The sequence below is a fragment of the Microbacterium sp. OR16 genome, assembly GCF_047306725.1.
GTDB lineage: Bacteria > Actinomycetota > Actinomycetes > Actinomycetales > Microbacteriaceae > Microbacterium.
In genome coordinates, this window is the sequence record NZ_JAZEXK010000001.1 from 1,125,661 (window position 1) to 1,143,475 (window position 17,815).

12 protein-coding genes and 3 rRNA genes are annotated in these 17,815 nt (G+C 65.9%); 2 read left to right on the forward strand and 13 right to left on the reverse strand.

The window, feature by feature from the left end:
• Nucleotides 1-92: 92 nt before the first annotated feature.
• The 9 genes from xerD to V2S05_RS05505 are packed head-to-tail and all read right to left on the reverse strand — an operon-like array spanning nucleotide 93 to nucleotide 8,774.
• A complete protein-coding gene (gene xerD / locus V2S05_RS05465; protein ID WP_413634312.1) occupies nucleotides 93-995 on the reverse strand; it encodes a site-specific tyrosine recombinase XerD in 903 nt (300 codons plus the stop codon).
• A gap of 1 nt (nucleotide 996) precedes the next feature.
• A complete protein-coding gene (locus tag V2S05_RS05470; protein ID WP_271637280.1) occupies nucleotides 997-1,572 on the reverse strand; it encodes an NUDIX domain-containing protein in 576 nt (191 codons plus the stop codon).
• 5 nt (nucleotides 1,573-1,577) lie between these two features.
• Nucleotides 1,578-3,275, reverse strand: a complete 1,698-nt coding sequence (locus V2S05_RS05475; protein WP_413634314.1) for a CTP synthase — start codon at nucleotides 3,273-3,275, stop codon at nucleotides 1,578-1,580.
• Nucleotides 3,276-3,284: 9 nt separating this feature from the next.
• Nucleotides 3,285-4,982 carry a DNA repair protein RecN gene (recN, locus tag V2S05_RS05480; protein WP_271637279.1) on the reverse strand — a complete coding sequence of 566 codons (1,698 nt, stop codon included), beginning with the start codon at nucleotides 4,980-4,982 and terminating at the stop codon, nucleotides 3,285-3,287.
• Nucleotides 4,979-5,884: an NAD kinase gene (locus tag V2S05_RS05485; protein WP_271637278.1), complete on the reverse strand. Its 906-nt coding sequence runs from the start codon at nucleotides 5,882-5,884 to the stop codon at nucleotides 4,979-4,981. The genes recN and V2S05_RS05485 overlap by 4 nt, the downstream gene beginning before the upstream one ends.
• Nucleotides 5,881-6,678 (reverse strand): TlyA family RNA methyltransferase, encoded by a 798-nt coding sequence (locus tag V2S05_RS05490; RefSeq protein ID WP_413634315.1) that lies wholly within the window; start codon nucleotides 6,676-6,678, stop codon nucleotides 5,881-5,883. Before V2S05_RS05490 ends, V2S05_RS05485 begins: the two co-directional genes overlap by 4 nt.
• On the reverse strand, nucleotides 6,675-6,845 hold the full coding sequence (locus tag V2S05_RS05495) for a hypothetical protein (RefSeq protein ID WP_413634316.1): 171 nt from the start codon (nucleotides 6,843-6,845) through the stop codon (nucleotides 6,675-6,677). The genes V2S05_RS05490 and V2S05_RS05495 overlap by 4 nt, the downstream gene beginning before the upstream one ends.
• A gap of 43 nt (nucleotides 6,846-6,888) precedes the next feature.
• The gene (locus V2S05_RS05500) at nucleotides 6,889-7,938 is read right to left on the reverse strand and encodes an HAD-IIA family hydrolase (protein WP_413634317.1); all 1,050 of its coding nucleotides are present in this window, start codon (nucleotides 7,936-7,938) and stop codon (nucleotides 6,889-6,891) included.
• Nucleotides 7,938-8,774, reverse strand: coding sequence for a hypothetical protein (locus V2S05_RS05505; RefSeq protein ID WP_413634318.1), 837 nt, complete (start codon nucleotides 8,772-8,774; stop codon nucleotides 7,938-7,940). The genes V2S05_RS05500 and V2S05_RS05505 overlap by 1 nt, the downstream gene beginning before the upstream one ends.
• Here V2S05_RS05505 and V2S05_RS05510 point away from each other — a divergent pair.
• Complete coding sequence (locus tag V2S05_RS05510; protein WP_413634319.1) at nucleotides 8,727-9,851, forward strand: hypothetical protein; 1,125 nt, start codon at nucleotides 8,727-8,729, stop codon at nucleotides 9,849-9,851. The two genes, V2S05_RS05505 and V2S05_RS05510, sit on opposite strands and share 48 nt — an antisense overlap.
• A gap of 74 nt (nucleotides 9,852-9,925) precedes the next feature.
• Here V2S05_RS05510 and rrf read toward each other — a convergent pair.
• From rrf to V2S05_RS05525, 3 genes are all read right to left on the reverse strand, one after another.
• Nucleotides 9,926-10,042 (reverse strand): 5S ribosomal RNA (gene rrf, locus V2S05_RS05515).
• Nucleotides 10,043-10,151: 109 nt separating this feature from the next.
• Nucleotides 10,152-13,258: ribosomal RNA gene (locus V2S05_RS05520) — 23S ribosomal RNA — on the reverse strand.
• A gap of 353 nt (nucleotides 13,259-13,611) precedes the next feature.
• Nucleotides 13,612-15,136 (reverse strand): 16S ribosomal RNA (locus V2S05_RS05525).
• Together the 16S, 23S and 5S rRNA genes form the textbook arrangement of a ribosomal RNA operon.
• 661 nt (nucleotides 15,137-15,797) lie before the next feature.
• Between V2S05_RS05525 and V2S05_RS05530 the strand changes: the two genes are divergently transcribed.
• A complete protein-coding gene (locus tag V2S05_RS05530) occupies nucleotides 15,798-17,048 on the forward strand; it encodes a CoA transferase (protein ID WP_413634320.1) in 1,251 nt (416 codons plus the stop codon).
• Here the strand turns inward: V2S05_RS05530 and V2S05_RS05535 are convergent.
• Nucleotides 16,957-17,799: a DUF4184 family protein gene (locus tag V2S05_RS05535; protein ID WP_271637271.1), complete on the reverse strand. Its 843-nt coding sequence runs from the start codon at nucleotides 17,797-17,799 to the stop codon at nucleotides 16,957-16,959. The genes V2S05_RS05530 and V2S05_RS05535 overlap by 92 nt on opposite strands.
• Nucleotides 17,800-17,815: the final 16 nt, after the last annotated feature.

Consider the following 17,815-nt stretch of genomic DNA (forward strand, 5'->3'; position numbering starts at 1 on the left):
CCTTCTCCTTCGTGCTCGCTCGATTCTAGCCGCAGGCCGCCGCATGGCACCGGGCGGCACGCGGCGCGCGCTCCAGCCCGGATCCGCCGCGCTCAGCGCGCCCGGGGGTGGGACGTCGCATAGACGTCGCGCAGGGCATCCACCGACACGTGCGTGTAGATCTGGGTGGTCGCCACCGACGCGTGGCCGAGCAGCTCCTGCACGACGCGCACATCGGCGCCGCCCTGCAGCAGATGCGTCGCGAAACTGTGCCGCAGGGTGTGCGGAGACACGTCGGCGTCGATCTGGGCGCGCTCGGCGGCGGCGCGGATGACCAGCCACACGCTCTGCCGCGACAGCGGCGCCCCTCGCGCTCCGAGGAACAGCCGAGCGGTCGCGCGGCCCCTGGCCGCAAGTCCAGGACGCACGCGCGTCAAGTAGGCGTCGACGGCGTCCCGCGCAAACGACCCCACGGGCACCATGCGCTCCTTGTCGCCCTTGCCGCGCAGGCGCAGCACGTCACCGTAGGCCAGGTCGTCGACGTCGAGCGAGACGGCTTCCGAGACCCGGGCCCCCGTCGCGTACAGCAGTTCGAGCAGCGCGCGATCGCGCATCCCGATCGGCTCGTCCGCCGACGGGGCCGCGAGCAGTCGCTCGACCTGCTCGATGGTGAGTGCCTTGGGCAGGCGCTGCGGCGTCTTCGGCGGCCGCAGCCGACCGGTCGGATCGGCGCTCTCGATCCCCTCCCTGACGAGGAAGCGGTGCCATCCGCGAACGGCCGACTGCAGCCGCGCAAGGCTCGTCGCCGCCGGTGGCGGGTCGGCGCTCGCACGATCGGCGATGAACGCCGTCACGGTGCGAGGGTCGATCGCGTCCGTCGTCACGATGCCCTGCTCCCCCAGCCACGCGACGTATCCGGCCAGGTCGCGCTGGTAGGCGGCGACGGTGTGCGCGGAGAGCCCGCGCTCGATCGTGACGTGACGCACGTACGCGTCCAGCGCCCGGTCGAGCCGCACCTCAGCGCTCGTCGCGTCGCTGCGCGCGCAGGCGCCGCTCGGCGGCGAGCACGCCGATGCTCAGGATGCCGTTGTGCAGCCGCCCGGCCATCACGCCGTCCGCCGCATCGGCCAGCGGCACCCACTCCACGCGGATGTCGGCCTCCTCGTCCTGGCGGTCATGGGCGTCGGCGTCCGACAGCCCGGTCGCCAGGTACACGTGGATCATCTCGTCGTTGCCGCCGGGGGTCGTCCACGCCGATACGAGGTGCTCCCAATGCTCGGCGACGATGTCCGCCTCCTCGGCGAGTTCGCGCCTGGCGGCGTGCGCCGGCTCCTCGCCGGCGACGTCGAGCAGACCCGCGGGCAGTTCCCAGTCGCGGTGGCGGATCGGGTGCCGGTACTGCTGGATCAGCAGCACCCGCTCCTGCTCGTCGAGTGCGACGACCGCCACGGCGCCGGTGTGCGCGACGTACTGCCGGCGGATCTCGCCGTCGCCGTAGCGCACCCGGTCGTCGCGCACGTCCCAGACGGCACCATGGAAGGCCAGGTCGCTGGAGATGACCTCGGGCTCGAACGGCTCGTCTTCCAGGGGCACGGGGATCAGGCGTCCTCGGTGAACAGCTCGCTGGCGCGGTGGCGCTCGATGGCCGCGCCGACCAGACCGCGGAACAGCGGGTGCGGTGCCGTCGGACGCGAGCTGAGCTCGGGGTGCGCCTGGGTGGCGATGTAGAACGGGTGCACGTCGCGGGGCAGCTCGACGTACTCGACAAGGTCGAGGTCGGGGTTCAGACCCGAGAACACCAGCCCGGCGTCGGCGAGACGCGGCCGGTAGGCGTTGTTCACCTCGTAGCGGTGACGGTGCCGCTCGGAGGCGGTCGGCGCGCCGTACAGGTCGCGGGCGAGCGAGCCCTCGGCGAGGGCCGCCTCATACAGGCCGAGGCGCATGGTGCCGCCCAGATCGCCCCCCTCGAGTATCTCGATCTGCTCGGCCATGGTCGCGATGACCGGCTCGGCGGTGTCGGGATCGAACTCGGTCGACGAGGCGCCCTCGATCCCGGCGACGTCTCGCGCGTACTCGATCACCATGCACTGCAGCCCGAGGCACAGGCCGAGGGTGGGGATGCCCTGCTCACGCGCGAACTTCAGCGCGCCGAGCTTGCCCTCGATGCCGCGGATGCCGAAGCCGCCGGGCACGCAGATGCCGTCGAGGTCGCCGAGCGCCTTGGCAGCCCCCTCCGGCGTCTCACAGGTGTCGGAGGCGATCCAGCGGATGTTGACCTTGGTCTCCTGCGCGAAGCCGCCGGCCTTGAGCGCCTCGGTGACCGACAGGTAGGCGTCGGGCAGGTCGATGTACTTGCCGACGAGGCCGATCGTGACCTCGTGCTTCGGGTTGTGCACGGCGTGCAGCACGGTGTTCCAGCGGGTCCAGTCGACCTCGCCCGCACGGCCGAGACCGAGCCTGCGGATGATGTAGGCGTCCAGGCCCTGGTCGTTCAGGGTCGACGGGATGTCGTAGATGCTCGGCAGGTCGACGGTGTTGACCACGCCCTCGACGTCGACGTCGCACATCAGGGCGATCTTGTTGCGGTTGCCGGCGCTGACCGGACGGTCGCTGCGCAGCACGAGCGCATCGGGCTGGATGCCGACCTGACGCAGGGCTGCGACGGAGTGCTGGGTGGGCTTGGTCTTCTGCTCTCCCGAGGCGCCCATGAACGGCACCAGCGAGACGTGCACGAAGAAGACGGCGTCGCGTCCGAGCTCGTGACGCAGCTGGCGAGCCGCCTCGAGGAAGGGCTGCGACTCGATGTCGCCGACCGTGCCGCCGACCTCGGTGATGATGATGTCGGGCTGCGGCTCCTCGGTGGCCTGCAGGCGCATACGGCGCTTGATCTCGTCGGTGATGTGCGGGATGACCTGCACGGTCGCGCCCAGGTAGTCGCCGCGGCGCTCGTTCGCGATCACCTCGGAGTAGACCTGCCCGGTGGTGACGTTCGCCGCGCGGGACAGGTTGATGCCCAGGAAGCGCTCGTAGTGTCCGATGTCGAGGTCGGTCTCGGCGCCGTCGTCGGTGACGAAGACCTCGCCGTGCTCGAACGGGTTCATGGTGCCCGGGTCGACATTGAGGTACGGGTCGAGCTTCTGCATCACGACGCGCAGTCCGCGCGCGGTGAGCAGGTTGCCCAGGCTGGCTGCGGTGAGCCCCTTGCCCAACGAGGAAACGACACCGCCCGTCACGAAGATGTGCTTCGTGGTGAAGGAGCTGGTGTCGTTGTCTGGCGCCGCAACAGAAGAGTTCATCACGGGCTTTTATCCTATCAGTTGATCGCCGGCGCCGAGGCTCAGCAGTTCGCGGGCATGGGTGAGAGCGGCGTCGGAATCGGCGAGTCCGGAGAGCAGCCGGGCCATCTCGGCCTCGCGTTCGGCGCCCTCGAGCCTGGTGACGCTCGACGCGGTCACGGCGCCGTCGTTCGACTTGACCACCGAGAGGTGGTTGTTCGCGAAGGCCGCCACCTGCGCAAGGTGCGTGACGGCGATGACCTGGGAGTTCCGGGCGAGCTGCGCGAGCCTGCGGCCGACCTCGATGGCCGCCGCGCCGCCGATCCCGGCGTCCACCTCGTCGAAGACGAAGGTCGGCACCGGATCGGTCTCGGCGATGACGACCTCGATCGCGAGCATCACCCGCGAGAGCTCACCGCCTGAGGCGCCTTTCGACACCGACCGCGGCTCCGCGCCGGGGTGCGGTGCGAGCAGGATGGCGACGTCGTCGCGCCCGTGCGCGGACTCGGCGCCGGGTGAGACGCGCACCTCGAGGGTGGCATCCGGCATCGCGAGGGCGTGCAGCTCATCGGTCACGGCGGCGGAGAGCCGCACCGCCGCTGCCGTGCGCACCTCGGTGAGGGCTGCGGCCGCAGCGTCGAGGGCGTCGCGGGCGCTGTCGGCCTCGGCTGTCAGACGCTCGATGCGGTCGCCGTCGTCGTCGAGCTCGGCAAGACGCAGCGATCCGGTCTGCCAGATCTGCAGGGCGTCGTCGAGCGAGCCGTGCTGACGGATCAGTCCGCCGAGGGCCGCGCGGCGCTCCTCGACGGCGGCGAGTTCGTGCGGCCCCGACTCGTCGAGGTCGGCGAGATACCCCGAGAGCTGCTGCGCGAGATCGGCCGCGCGATAGCCGAGGTCGGCGAGCGTCTCGGAGATCTCGGTGAGCTTCGGATCGGCGCTGCGCTCGAGTGAGCGGCGGGCCTCGGCGAGCAGGGCCGCGACGTCGGGGTCGCCCTCCTCACTCGACAGCGCCGAGCGGGCGACGGATGCCGACAGGCGCAGCTCCTCGGCGTTCGCGAGACGCTCTGCGCGCTCGTTCAGCTCGACGTCTTCGCCCGGCTGCGGGTCGAGCTGCTCGATCTCGGCGAGCTGGTCGCGCAGCAGCGCGGCCTCGGCGGCGCGCCGGTCGCGGTTCTCGGTGAGCTCGGTGATCTCGGCATCCAGCTCACGCCACCGGGTGAAGCATTCGCGATACCCCGCCAGGGCGGCGGCGATCCGCTCGCCGCCGAAGCGGTCGAGCGCGTCCCGCTGGGCGGCGGCCGAGCGCAGACGCAGCTGATCGGACTGCCCGTGCACGACCACGAGCTCCTCGGCGAGCGACGACAGCACACCGGCCGGCGCCGGGCGTCCGCCGACGCTGGCGCGGCTGCGTCCCTCGGCGCTGAGCGTGCGCGACACGTAGAGCTCTGCCACGTCGCCGGCGGGTTCCAGGTCTCCCCCGGCGTCGGTGACGATGTCGGCGACGGGTCCTGTCGGGGGAACCATCCAGACGCCCGCGACGGATGCCTGCGCCGCACCGGCACGGATCGCCGAGGAATCGGCTCGTGCCCCCAGCAGCAGACCGAGCCCGGTGACGACCATGGTCTTGCCCGCGCCGGTCTCGCCGGTCACCGCGGTGAAGCCCGCGCCGAGCGGCAGCACGGCGTCGTCGATCACGCCGAGACCGCGGATGCGCATCTCATCGATCATGACGCGCCTCGCCATCCTGCGACCGGGAGCTGGAACTTGCGCACCAGGCGGTCGGTGAAGGCGGTCGGATGCAGGCGGGCGAGCCGCACCGGGCGCGACGAGCGGCGAACGACCACCCTCGCCCCCGGGGGCAGCTCGTGCGAGCGGCGACCGTCGCACCAGAGGATGCCGCTGCCGTCGGTGCGCTCGAGCATCTCGATGGCGACCGATGCCTCGGGGCCCACCACCAGAGGCTTGGCGAAGAGCGCGTGCGCCGAGAGCGGCACCACCGCGATGGCCTCGACCGTCGGCCAGATGACCGGTCCGCCGGCGGAGAAGTTGTATGCCGTCGACCCCGTCGGCGTCGAGACGACCATGCCGTCGCAGCCGAAGCTCGACAGCGGACGACCGTCGATCTCGATCACGACCTCGATCATGCGCTCACGGCTGGCCTTCTCGACTGTCGCCTCGTTGAGCGCCCACGTCTCGTACACGACGGTGCCGTGGGCATCCTTCACACGCACCGAGAGCGCGAGGCGCTCTTCGACGTCGTAGTCGCGCTCGATCACGCGGGCCACAGCGTCGTCCATGTCGTCGCGATCGATCTCGGCGAGGAATCCGACGTGGCCCATGTTGATGCCCAGGACAGGCGCGCCTGACCCGCGGACGAGCTCGGCCGCACGCAGGATGGTGCCGTCGCCGCCGAGGACGATGGCCAGCTCGAGGTCGTCGGCCGAGACATCCGCTCCCAGCAGCGCGACGTCGGCGAAGCGCTGGTCGAGTGCGACGAACTCGTGGTGCTCGTCGGCCGGCAGCACGGGGGTCGCGCCGGCGCCTCGCAGCGCCTCGACGACGCGCAGCGCAGCGACGACCGTGTCCTCCCGTTTGGCGTGGGCGACGACCAGGATGGGGCGCGCGTTCATCGTCCTCCTGCCACGTGTGCGATCTGCTCCGACCATTCTGACGGATCCGTTCCGCGACCGGGCGCGAGGTGCGCGAGATACTCGGCGTTGCCGTGGGTGCCGAGGATCGGCGAGGGCAGGATGCCGAGCATCCCGAGCCCCGCGTCGTGGGCGCTCCACAGGGTGCGCTCGACGGCATCGAGTCTGGCGTCGACGCTGGTCACGAGCCCGCCCTTCACAGCGGTGCGGCCCACCTCGAACTGCGGTTTGACGAGCAGAACGACGTCGGCCGCGGGCGCGACCGTCTCGGCGATCGCCGGCAGCACGAGATCCAGAGAGATGAACGATAGATCGCCGACGGCGAGATTCGGTCGCTGCGGCTCGCCGGTGGCGTCTGCGAGCGATCGGGCGGTCATGTGGCGGACGTTGAATCCCTCGACGCTCGTGACACCCGGGTCGACGGCGATCTGCGGCGCGAGCTGACCGTGGCCGACGTCGACGGCGAGCACGCGGCGTGCACCGCGCTCGCGCAGCACCTGCGTGAACCCCCCGGTCGAGGCACCCATGTCGAGCGCCAGGCGCCCCTCGACGCGGATCTGGAATCCGTCGAGCGCGGCGATCAGCTTGTGTGCGGCCCGGCTGACGTAGTGGTCGCCGCCGTCGACCTGCAGGTCGGCCTCATCGGCGACAGAGGTGGAGGCCTTGATGATCGTGCGGCCGTCGACGCTCACCAGTCCGTCGGCGATGAGCGATGCCGCATGGGTGCGCGAACGCGCGAGGCCCCGGGCGGCGAGGGCGGCGTCGAGGCGGGTCATCGGGTGCCGTGCGCCGAGTCGCCGGTGCGCGGGGTGCTCTCGAGACGCTTCATCAGCTCGTCGTGCATCGCGCCGTAGGCCTCGGCCCGGTCGGCGAGCGGCTGACTTTCGATCAGGCGCAGTCTGCTCCAGAGCGCATCGGTCGGCTCGTCTCGCGTGTGCTCCATCCGTCAACTGTAGCCCGGGCCACCGGTGCGGCAGCCGCGACTCTCAGGGCCTGTGGAAAGGATCGGCGTACAGCTTCTCGGGCACCCGGAAGGCGTAGATCGCCAGGCCCGTGGCCCAGATCGCAGCGGCTCCCGCGCGCAGCAGGTCGATCTGCGCCGAGCCCTCCGACAGGATCTGCACATCGCCGTTCACGATGCGCACCGATGCGCCGTTCACAGTGAAGACACCGTCCTTTGCGGTCGTCTCGGGGTACGGCTCGTGCAGGTCGCGCAGATCGGCGAGGATGTAGTCGGGCTGAGAACCCTGCGGGGCGGCGAGCACGTGCTTGGGCCGGTCGATGCCGGTGAGCACCAGCGCCGAGTCGATGCCCGCCCGCACCGCCCCCATGATGTCGGTGTCTAGGCGATCGCCGAGGAAGAGCGGACGCTGGGCGTCGAAGCGCGCGATGGCCTCTTCGAAGATGGGCGTCTCGGGCTTGCCCGCCACTGTCGACAGCCGGCCGATCGCGGTGTGCACCGCAGACACAAGCGTGCCGTTGCCGGGCGCCACGCCCCGCTCGCGCGGGATGGTCCAGTCGGTGTTGGTGGAGATCCACGGGATTCCGCCCTCATCTTCCGGCACCTTGAGAGCGAACGCGGCTTCGGCCAGGTCGGTCCACGCGACGTCCGGGCTGAAGCCCTGCACGACGGCGGCGGGCGCGTCCTCCGCGCTGCGAGTGACGGTGTACCCGGCCTTCTCGGCCTCGACGACGAGCCCTTCTCCTCCGACGATCAGGATCGTGGCCGGGGCCGGGACCATCGTCGCGAGCAGTCGCATCGCGGCCTGCGGGCTGGTGACCACGTCGTCGGCCGCGACGGTCAATCCGAGACCGGTGAGATGCTCGGCGACCGACGCGTCGGTACGCGCCGCGTTGTTGGTGATGTACCCGAGACGAGCGGTCTGTGCAGCCCTGTTCAGGCTGTCGATCGCATGCGGCAGCGCGTTCGGCCCGGCGTAGACGACCCCGTCGAGATCGGCGAGGATCGCGTCGCGGCCGGCGAGCGGGGTGGCGGTCGGCTTGGCGGCCGTCTTGGCGCGGCGGAACAGGGCCATCAGCGATCGGACTCCGCGACGTCGGACGCGGAGGAGGCCTCGTCGGGGGATGTGTCATCCCCACCGCCGGCGTCCGAAGCGTCAAGGACGGCGGCGTTCGGAACGGCTGCGTTCGGAGCATCCGCATCCGAAGTATCCGCATCCGCCAGGAGCTGCGGCTCGGCGACATCCGCATCTGCATCCGCATCCGCATCCGCATCCGCATCCGACGCAGGCTGCGGCTCGGCGGCGTCGGCGGAGTCATCGGCGGTATGCGCACCGTCGTTGTCGTCGAAGTCCTCGATCATGCCGTCTTCGACGATGATCTCGTCGAACTCGCCGTCGTGCCCGAGGGCGGAGGCGGCCACTTCAGCGCGCTGCGTCCAGAAGGTCGCCTCTTCGGTGCGACCGAGGTCTTCGAGCACGGCTGCCCGGGCCGAGAAGAGAGCGGGACTCCACTCGAAGGCGCGGTCGGGGTCGAGCTCGGGTATCTCGAGTTCTCCGAGCGCGAGTTCGGTCTCCCCGCGATCGAGGCGGGCGCCTGACATCGCGATGGCCAGAGCCACGCGCACGGCGGGAGCAAGGGCGGCACGATCGACCGCCCGTCCCTCCTCGAGTGCGCGATCCGGCCGGCCGACACCGCGCTCGCTGTCGACGATGAGGGCGATCTGATCGTCGTTTCCGGAGATGCGACGGTAGGTGCGCAGCTCCCGCAGCGCGAGGGCGAAGTCACCGATGCCGTAGGCGGTGATCGCGAGGGTCTCGCGCACGACGGCGACGCGCCCGGCGCGGCGCGATGCGGCCAGGGCGTGCTCGTGCGCACGGGCGGGGTCGTCGTCGATCAGCTGCGCGACCATTGCAAGGTGTCGTGCGACCTGCTCGGCGTTCTCTTTGCTGAGGGTCTTCAGCTCGTTGCGCGCAGCAGGATGCAGGTCGCGCGCGGTGATCTCGTCGGGCAGCGGAGGCTCGGGAACGCGCTCGCGAACCGGGGCGTACTCGTTGACAGGTCGGTCGACGCCACCACGGGGACGGTCGCGGTACGACGCGCGCTCGCCCTGATCGCGGTCCCGCCGCGGGCGGTCACCGTAGGGGCGACGCTCGCCCTGGTTCCGGTCACCATAGGGACGACGCTCACCCGACTGGTTCCGGTCACCGTACGGACGACGCTCACCCTGGTTCCGGTCACCGTACGGGCGACGCTCACCCGACTGGTTCCGGTCACCATACGGGCGACGCTCACCCGACTGGTTCCGGTCAGCGTACGGGCGACGCTCACCGGACTGGTTCCGGTCACCATACGGGCGACGCTCACCCTGGTTCCGGTCACCATACGGACGACGCTCACCCGACTGGTTCCGGTCACCATACGGGCGACGCTCACCCTGGTTCCGGTCACCATACGGACGACGCTCACCCGACTGGTTCCGGTCACCATACTGGCGACGCTCACCGGACCGATTGCGGTCACCGTACGGGCGACGCTCACCCTGGTTCCGGTCACCATACGGGCGACGCTCACCGGACTGGTTCCGGTCACCATACGGGCGACGCTCACCCGACTCGTTCCGGTCGCCGTACGGGCGACTCTCACCCGACGGACGGCGCTCGCCCGACTGGTTGCGGTCACCGTACGGACGGCGCTCACCCTGGTTCCGGTCACCGTACGGGCGACGTTCGCCGGGCTGGTTCCGGTCACCATACGGGCGACGCTCGCCGGACTGGTTCCGGTCACCATAGGGACGACGCTCACCCTGGTCACGGTCACGATACGGGCGACGCTCACTCGACTGGCTGCGGTCGCCGTACAGACGGCGCTCACCATCGCGGCGCGGTCCTCGAGACGAGGAGTCGCTGTAGCGAGGCTTGCGGTCGGAGCCGGAACGTCTGTTCTGCGCGTCTTCGCCCTCGTTACGGCGATCCCGCTGCTCATCTGACATTCTGACTCCCTGTTCTGCTGCAAAACGCAAAATGGCCACCCAGCTCTGGGTGGCCATTTTACTTAAGAGAAGTCCGGCGGTGTCCTACTCTCCCACAGGGTCCCCCCTGCAGTACCATCGGCGCTGTGAGGCTTAGCTTCCGGGTTCGGAATGTGACCGGGCGTTTCCCTCACGCTATGGCCGCCGTAACACTATTGACATGTTCATCGGCAACATCACTCGCGTGGAGTGTGTTGTTTGGTTCCGACCGTACGTCGAGAACCACAAAGTGGACGCGTTCATCTCGCAGAAAGAGGTGTTATCAAGTCATCGGCTTATTAGTACCAGTCAGCTGCACACGTTGCCGTGCTTCCACATCTGGCCTATCAACCCAGTCGTCTGGCTGGGAGCCTCTCACCCCGAGGGGTATGGAAGTCTCATCTTGAGGCCGGCTTCCCGCTTAGATGCTTTCAGCGGTTATCCATCCCGAACGTAGCTAACCAGCGGTGCTCCTGGCGGAACAACTGGCACACCAGAGGTTCGTCCAACCCGGTCCTCTCGTACTAGGGTCAGATCCTCTCAAACTTCCTACGCGCGCAGCGGATAGGGACCGAACTGTCTCACGACGTTCTAAACCCAGCTCGCGTACCGCTTTAATGGGCGAACAGCCCAACCCTTGGGACCTACTCCAGCCCCAGGATGCGACGAGCCGACATCGAGGTGCCAAACCATGCCGTCGATATGGACTCTTGGGCAAGATCAGCCTGTTATCCCCGAGGTACCTTTTATCCGTTGAGCGACAGCGCTTCCACAAGCCACTGCCGGATCACTAGTCCCGACTTTCGTCCCTGCTCGACCTGTCAGTCTCACAGTCAAGCTCCCTTGTGCACTTACACTCGCCACCTGATTGCCAACCAGGTTGAGGGAACCTTTGGGCGCCTCCGTTACTTTTTGGGAGGCAACCGCCCCAGTTAAACTACCCACCAGGCACTGTCCCTGAACCGGATCACGGTTCGAAGTTAGATATCCAATATGACCAGAGTGGTATTTCAACAATGACTCCACCGTAACTGGCGTCACGGCTTCACAGTCTCCCACCTATCCTACACAAGCCACACCGAACACCAATACCAAGCTGTAGTAAAGGTCACGGGGTCTTTCCGTCCTGCTGCGCGTAACGAGCATCTTTACTCGTAGTGCAATTTCGCCGAGTTCGCGGTTGAGACAGTTGGGAAGTCGTTACGCCATTCGTGCAGGTCGGAACTTACCCGACAAGGAATTTCGCTACCTTAGGATGGTTATAGTTACCACCGCCGTTTACTGGGGCTTAAATTCTCAGCTTCGCCTTGCGGCTAACCGGTCCTCTTAACCTTCCAGCACCGGGCAGGCGTCAGTCCGTATACATCGACTTGCGTCTTCGCACGGACCTGTGTTTTTAGTAAACAGTCGCTACCCACTAGTCTCTGCGGCCACCACGCCCTTTTCGGAGTGAATCCGTATAAGCGGGTGGCCCCCCTTCTCCCGAAGTTACGGGGGCATTTTGCCGAGTTCCTTAACCACGATTCTCTCGATCTCCTTGGTATTCTCTACCTGACCACCTGAGTCGGTTTGGGGTACGGGCGGCTTGAACCTCGCGTCGATGCTTTTCTCGGCAGCATAGGATCACCCACTTTTTATCCGCATCGTGTCTCAGCCTGTATGAGTCACGGATTTGCCTATGACTCGGCCTACGCACTTGCACCAGGACAACCATCGCCTGGCTTGGGCTACCTTCCTGCGTCACACCTGTTAATACGCTAGCCGCACCAGCATAGGGTCGTGTGCTCCACCGGACGGTGAACCCCGAAGGGTTCGATGTCCGGCTTTGGACACTTAGCATTACTGGATTGACTGGGGCGGTTCTTCGCCGGTACGGGAATATCAACCCGTTGTCCATCGACTACGCCTGTCGGCCTCGCCTTAGGTCCCGACTTACCCAGGGAAGATTAGCTTGACCCTGGAACCCTTGGTCTTCCGGAGGACGTGTTTCTCACACGTCTTTCGCTACTCATGCCTGCATTCTCACTCGTGTGGCGTCCACGGCTGGTTTCCACCGCCGCTTCACTCGCCACACGACGCTCTCCTACCCATCAACACGGCTGGACCACGAAGGCCTACCAAAAATGTCAATGCCACAACTTCGGTGGCGTGCTTGAGCCCCGTTACATTGTCGGCGCGGAATCACTTGACCAGTGAGCTATTACGCACTCTTTCAAGGGTGGCTGCTTCTAAGCCAACCTCCTGGTTGTCTAAGCAACTCCACATCCTTTTCCACTTAGCACGCGCTTTGGGACCTTAGATGGTGGTCTGGGTTGTTTCCCTCTCGACTATGAAGCTTATCCCCCACAGTCTCACTGCTGCGCTCTCACTTACCGGCATTCGGAGTTTGGCTGACGTCAGTAACCTGGTGAGGCCCATCGGCCATCCAGTAGCTCTACCTCCGGCAAGAAACACGCAACGCTGCACCTAAATGCATTTCGGAGAGAACCAGCTATCACGAAGTTTGATTGGCCTTTCACCCCTATCCACAGCTCATCCCCTCAGTTTTCAACCTAAGTGGGTTCGGTCCTCCACACGCTCTTACACGTGCTTCAACCTGGCCATGGATAGATCACTTCGCTTCGGGTCTAGAACATGCGACTAAAAACGCCCTATTCAGACTCGCTTTCGCTACGGCTACCCCACACGGGTTAACCTCGCCACATATCACTAACTCGCAGGCTCATTCTTCAAAAGGCACGCTGTCACCCCTGCTAAGGAGGCTCCAACGGTTTGTAAGCAAACGGTTTCAGGTACTATTTCACTCCCCTCCCGGGGTACTTTTCACCTTTCCCTCACGGTACTTGTCCGCTATCGGTCATCTGGGAGTATTTAGGCTTATCAGGTGGTCCTGACAGATTCACACGGGATTTCTCGGGCCCCGTGCTACTTGGGATACTCTTCACGCTGCGCACAACATTTCGACTACGGGGCTGGCACCCACTATGGCCCGCCTTTCAAGACGGTTCGTCTATATCGTCACATCACGCCGAACACTCGGCAGAATGTTCAAAAGAGTCCCGCAACCCCGGGCATGCAACGCCTGCCGGCTATCACACACACCCGGTTTAGCCTCATCCGCTTTCGCTCGCCACTACTCACGGAATCACTGTTGTTTTCTCTTCCTGTGGGTACTGAGATGTTTCACTTCCCCACGTTCCCTCTACCCGCCCTATATATTCAGGCGGGAGTCACCAGGTCGCACAAACGCCTGGCGGGGTTTCCCCATTCGGACACCCTCGGATCAAAACTCGCTTATCAGTTCCCCGAGGCTTATCGCAGATTGCTACGTCCTTCTTCGGCTCCAGATGCCAAGGCATCCACCGTTTGCTCTTAAAGACTTGAAATCACATGAGATAGGTCAGACCCAGGAAAAGGCCTGACCCGGTTTTCTTTAAGATGCTCGCGTCCACTGTGTAGTTCTCAAAGTACGGGCGGTCCCCCCTCGCATCTCCACAAAAGAGACGACGAGAAGGGCCACGAGGAGTCGGTTCGACCAAACGGCCGGCCCGGTCCCTCAGGACCCAACAGCGTGCAGCCGCCCCGCTCCCCGACCCCACCGTTCCAGATCCCGAAAGACCGTACTAAGCAAAGCCAGCTGCGCTGACGGCATGTCAAATGTTCCACCCATGAGCTCCGGTCACACACATTCGGTGTGAATCCGGCTCTGTCAGAACCGAAGTCCTGCAGTGCTCCTTAGAAAGGAGGTGATCCAGCCGCACCTTCCGGTACGGCTACCTTGTTACGACTTAGTCCTAATTACCGATCCCACCTTCGACAGCTCCCTCCCACAAGGGGTTAGGCCACCGGCTTCAGGTGTTACCGACTTTCATGACTTGACGGGCGGTGTGTACAAGACCCGGGAACGTATTCACCGCAGCGTTGCTGATCTGCGATTACTAGCGACTCCGACTTCATGAGGTCGAGTTGCAGACCTCAATCCGAACTGGGACCGGCTTTTTGGGATTCGCTCCACCTTACGGTATCGCAGCCCATTGTACCGGCCATTGTAGCATGCGTGAAGCCCAAGACATAAGGGGCATGATGATTTGACGTCATCCCCACCTTCCTCCGAGTTGACCCCGGCAGTATCCCATGAGTTCCCACCATTACGTGCTGGCAACATAGAACGAGGGTTGCGCTCGTTGCGGGACTTAACCCAACATCTCACGACACGAGCTGACGACAACCATGCACCACCTGTTCACGAGTGTCCAAAGAGTTGACCATTTCTGGCCCGTTCTCGTGTATGTCAAGCCTTGGTAAGGTTCTTCGCGTTGCATCGAATTAATCCGCATGCTCCGCCGCTTGTGCGGGTCCCCGTCAATTCCTTTGAGTTTTAGCCTTGCGGCCGTACTCCCCAGGCGGGGAACTTAATGCGTTAGCTGCGTCACGGAATCCGTGGAAAGGACCCCACAACTAGTTCCCAACGTTTACGGGGTGGACTACCAGGGTATCTAAGCCTGTTTGCTCCCCACCCTTTCGCTCCTCAGCGTCAGTTACGGCCCAGAGATCTGCCTTCGCCATCGGTGTTCCTCCTGATATCTGCGCATTCCACCGCTACACCAGGAATTCCAATCTCCCCTACCGCACTCTAGTCTGCCCGTACCCACTGCAAGCCCGAGGTTGAGCCTCGGGATTTCACAGCAGACGCGACAGACCGCCTACGAGCTCTTTACGCCCAATAATTCCGGATAACGCTTGCACCCTACGTATTACCGCGGCTGCTGGCACGTAGTTAGCCGGTGCTTTTTCTGCAGGTACCGTCACTCTCGCTTCTTCCCTGCTAAAAGAGGTTTACAACCCGAAGGCCGTCATCCCTCACGCGGCGTTGCTGCATCAGGCTTCCGCCCATTGTGCAATATTCCCCACTGCTGCCTCCCGTAGGAGTCTGGGCCGTGTCTCAGTCCCAGTGTGGCCGGTCACCCTCTCAGGCCGGCTACCCGTCGACGCCTTGGTGAGCCATTACCTCACCAACAAGCTGATAGGCCGCGAGCCCATCCCCAACCGAAAAATCTTTCCACCCGCACACCATGCGGTGACGGGACATATCCAGTATTAGACGCCGTTTCCAGCGCTTATCCCAGAGTCAGGGGCAGGTTGCTCACGTGTTACTCACCCGTTCGCCACTAATCCACCCAGCAAGCTGGGCTTCATCGTTCGACTTGCATGTGTTAAGCACGCCGCCAGCGTTCATCCTGAGCCAGGATCAAACTCTCCGTAAAAAAGAAATGCATACACAATCGGGAAAACGACCATGCAGCGAGTTTGAAACTGACCAAAAGAGACGAACATCATTGCTGACATTCATATAAATTGATCCAAAGGAATTCTCAACCAACCCCCACAAGGGTTGGACGAGGATAATTTGGCATTTGACAAGTGCACGCTGTTGAGTTCTCAAGGATCGGACGCACCCGCACACCCACCCCAACAGGGCGAGAAGCGCAGGGCAACTTCACAATCTTATCCATCCCGGCCCGACTGTCAAACCGACACGCCGAGAGGACCAGGACCAGATCCGCACCCCGTCTCCGAGGCAACTTCTCCAGCCTAACCCATCCGACCAGACTGTCAAATCGACAACCCCGACTGGGATGACCACACTCCCCGGGCCTAACAGCCCCTCCAGACCAGCAAGTGATCCGAAGTAGAGGTGGGTGGTTCGCTACTTGGAGGGGAGCCAGGCCCTTCAGGCCTTCCGCTCAACCGCTTGGGGCGAACAAGTAATAAGTTACGCCCATCCCCCACACCCCGCAAATCACCACCACACCCCGGGCGTGTCGCACCCCCACACCCACCACCCGAAAACCCCCCACCACCAGGACAACACCCAGAGCCGCCGGCAGGGGTGAGCGCGCGGCTCTGCGGGCGTAGTGTCTGCTCATGCGACAGACCGCGGCCGCAGAGCCCGTACCTCTTGCATCATCCCTGGCGGTGGGTGAACTCGCCTGGGCAAGTGTCTGCGCCGTGGGCGCCGCAGTGCGCCCCGACGAACTACAGCCACCGGACCCGGATCAGATCGCCGCCGCCTACCGCAGCGACCGCCACCTGCTCATCGACGCCGTACCGCCCGACGTGTGGTCACCCCTATCGCGGTTCTGGCAGACAGCCGATGGGTGCGTGCGCACGCACGGCAACTATCCGCATCATGCGGCGGCGCTCAAGAGAGGTCTCGCCCTGCCGTCAGACGCCTCTGTCGAGCAGGTCTCCGGTCGGTTGGCGACAATGACGGCTGCCGCCGCCTGCCGCGACATCACTGCCGCAGGAGGACTCTGCGCAGCAGTGCGTCGGGAGGATCCGCGATACGACGCGGCGCTCCGGCGCCGCCCTCTCGTCGAGACGCGCCGCCTCGCCGACTCCCCCGCACGGTCAATGCCGTCGGATTCCCGGGCCGCTCCCCTCGCGGGGGTTCGCGTGCTCGACCTCACCCGCGTGATCGCCGGGCCCGTCGCGACACGGACGCTCGCCCTCGCGGGCGCCGATGTGCTGCGACTCGATCCGCCCGAGCTCCCCGAGCCGCCATGGCAGCACCTCGACACCGGACACGGCAAGCGTTCCGCGCTGCTCGACGCAGCGACCGAAGCTCCTCGTCTGCACCGGCTCCTGACCGACGCGGACGTCGTCGTCCTCGGCTATCGTCCGGCTGCGCTGCGCCGGCTCGGGCTCTCACCCGAGGTGCTCGCCGAACGGCATCCGCACCTGGTCGTCGCGCAGCTCAGCGCGTGGCCGGGCGAGGATTCCCCCCGCGGCTTCGACAGCCTGGTGCAGGCGGAGTCCGGCATCTCATGGCTCGAATCCACCGACGGATCCGCTCCCGGCGCCCTGCCCGCTCAGGCTCTGGATCATTCCGCCGGTTATCTGCTCGCCGCGGCGATCATCGACGCCCTGCGTCGACGTGCGCGCAGCGGCGGCAGCCGCCTGGTGCGCACCTCACTGCGTCGCGTGGCCGCTGAACTGCTCGGGATGCCACGGGGCGAGCGCCCCGCGGTGACCGCACCCTATGCGGTTCGCACGCAGCAGTTCGATGTGGCCGGCCACGTCGTCACCACTGTCGCTCCGGCGGTGCGCTGGCCCGGTTCGCCGGAGTGGTTCCCGCCGCCTCGGCCATGGGGCGAGGATCGCGCCGAATGGTGACGATGAGCAGGCACAGGGCGAGTGTCAGCGCTCCCCACAGGCCGGATGCCGCCGGCAGCGTGCGGTAGGCGAGCTGCTGCACAGTGATGCCGGGGGCGGAAGAGGCCAGACCGAGCAGCCACGAGACGCCGAGCAGTGCGGGCAGCGACAGCATCCACAGCCACCGCAGCCACCCGGGGATGCCCTGCGAGCGCGGTTGCGCCGGGCGCTGCCGCACCCACCGCAGCGCGAACCAGGCGAGCGCCAGCAGGCCGACGATGCTCGAGCCGTGCTGCAGCCACTTGTATCCGGGCATCGGGCCCCACATCTGCTGCAACGCGGTCAACGTCTCGACGCCCCAGCGCCCCTCGTGGGTGAACAGATCCCAGCCGATGTGCGAGAGCACACCGAGGACGAGTGACAGCGCGAGCAGCCACGGTCCGCGGCGCCCACCGCGCCCGCGCACGGCATCCCGTGCTGCCGACCACCCGGAGACCGACCACTCCGAGGGAAGACGCCGCGCGAGGGCGTCCGGCGCGAGGGCGACGAGGCCCGGTCGCAGCACGACTCTCCACACCAGCAGCAGCACGAACGCGACGAGCGCCGTGTACACGACGTTCGCCGGCGCGTGGGTGAACAGGTAGTCGAGGCCGAGGCCTCGCATGAACAACGGCAGGTCGGGCGTCATCGCCCCGATCGCGAGCGCCGCCGGCACCAGCGGGGTGCGCACGAACGGCAGCGCGACGACGGCGTGACTGGGCGTGAACGGCATGCGGTCTCAGCTGTCG